A 1447-nucleotide genomic window follows, 5' to 3' on the forward strand; every position below is an offset into this window, starting at 1 on the left:
CCCTTAACAAGGGGGGCCAGGGGGGATACCCCCTCCCTGCACGCGGGGAGGGACGGGGTGGGGTCACCACAAGCTACGAGCCTTTCGCCGACGGCTGACCGCTGATAGCTGACGCACACTCCCGTACCCGCTATGCTCTGCCTTGTGCAGCAAGGGCTCGAGCGCAAGGGCTGGCGGGCGGTGGCGGAGGTGTTCGGGGTGTTCCTCCGGCTGGGGCTTACCTCCTTCGGCGGGCCGGTGGCCCACCTGGGGTACTTCCGCGAGGAGTTCGTGCGGCGGCGGGGCTGGCTCGACGAGCAGGGTTATGCCGACTTGGTGGCGCTTTGCCAGTTCCTGCCGGGGCCGGCGAGTTCGCAGGTGGGGATGGCGGTCGGGATGTACCGGGCGGGGCTGTGGGGCGCGCTGGCGGCGTGGGCGGGCTTCACCCTGCCCTCGGCGGCGCTGCTGGTGCTGTTCGCGCTGGGCGTGGCGCGGCTGGAGGACCTGGGCTCGGCGGGCTGGCTGCACGGGCTGAAGGTGGTGGCGGTGGCGGTGGTGGCGCAGGCGGTGTGGGGCATGGCCCAGGGCCTCACCCCCGACCGGCCGCGCGTCACGCTGGCGGTCGGGGCGGCTGCCGTGGCCCTGCTGTGGCCGGGCCCGGCGGTGCAGGTGGCGATCATAGCGGCCTCGGGCGTGGTAGGCACCTGGCTGCTGCGGGGGCCGGTGAACGCGGCCTCGAGCCCCCTCCCCCTGCGGCTGGGCGCTCGAGCGGGCGCGCTGTTCCTCACCCTGTTCTTCGCGCTGCTGCTCGCCCTGCCCCTGCTGCGCCAGACCCCGGCCTTGGCCCTCTTCGACAGCTTCTACCGCGCCGGGTCGCTGGTCTTCGGGGGCGGGCACGTGGTCCTGCCGCTGCTGCAGGCCGAGGTGGTGCCGCCCGGCTGGGTCGCGGAGGAGGCTTTCGTGGCGGGGTACGGGGCGGCGCAGGCGGTGCCGGGGCCGCTGTTCACCTTCGCGGCCTACCTGGGCGCGGTCAACCGGGTGGGGCTCGAGCCGCTGGCCGGGGCCGCCATCGCCTTAGTCGCCGTCTTCCTGCCCGCCTTCCTGCTGGTCGCGGGAACGCTGCCCTTCTGGAACCGCCTGCGGAGCTACGCCGGGGTGCAGGCCGCCCTCCGGGGCGTCAACGCCGGGGTGGTGGGCATCCTGCTGGCCGCGCTCTACACCCCGGTGTGGACGAGCGCCGTCCACAGCCCGGCCCACTTCGCGCTGATGCTGGGCTGCTTCACGCTGCTGATGCACTGGAAGGCCCCGCCCTGGCTGGTGGTGCTGCTGGCGGCGGGGGTGGGGGCGCTGCTGGGGTTGTAGAACGCCGGGCGTGGGTCTTACGTCCTACGCCGTACGCAAAACGCCAAACGCAAGACGCCTTGTTCCCCCCTTAGCAAGGGGGGCTGGGGGGGATACCCCCTCCCCG

The 1447-nt window shown here is 73.5% G+C and carries 1 protein-coding gene; it reads left to right on the top strand.

All coding sequences use genetic code 11. From position 1 onward, the window contains the following. Positions 1-144: 144 nt before the first annotated feature. Complete coding sequence (gene chrA / locus Mterra_RS21215) at positions 145-1341, top strand: chromate efflux transporter (protein WP_218023004.1); 1197 nt, start codon at positions 145-147, stop codon at positions 1339-1341. The last annotated feature ends 106 nt before the right edge of the window (positions 1342-1447 follow it).

This window comes from Calidithermus terrae (genome assembly GCF_003574345.1).
Taxonomy (GTDB): Bacteria; Deinococcota; Deinococci; order Deinococcales; family Thermaceae; genus Calidithermus; species Calidithermus chliarophilus.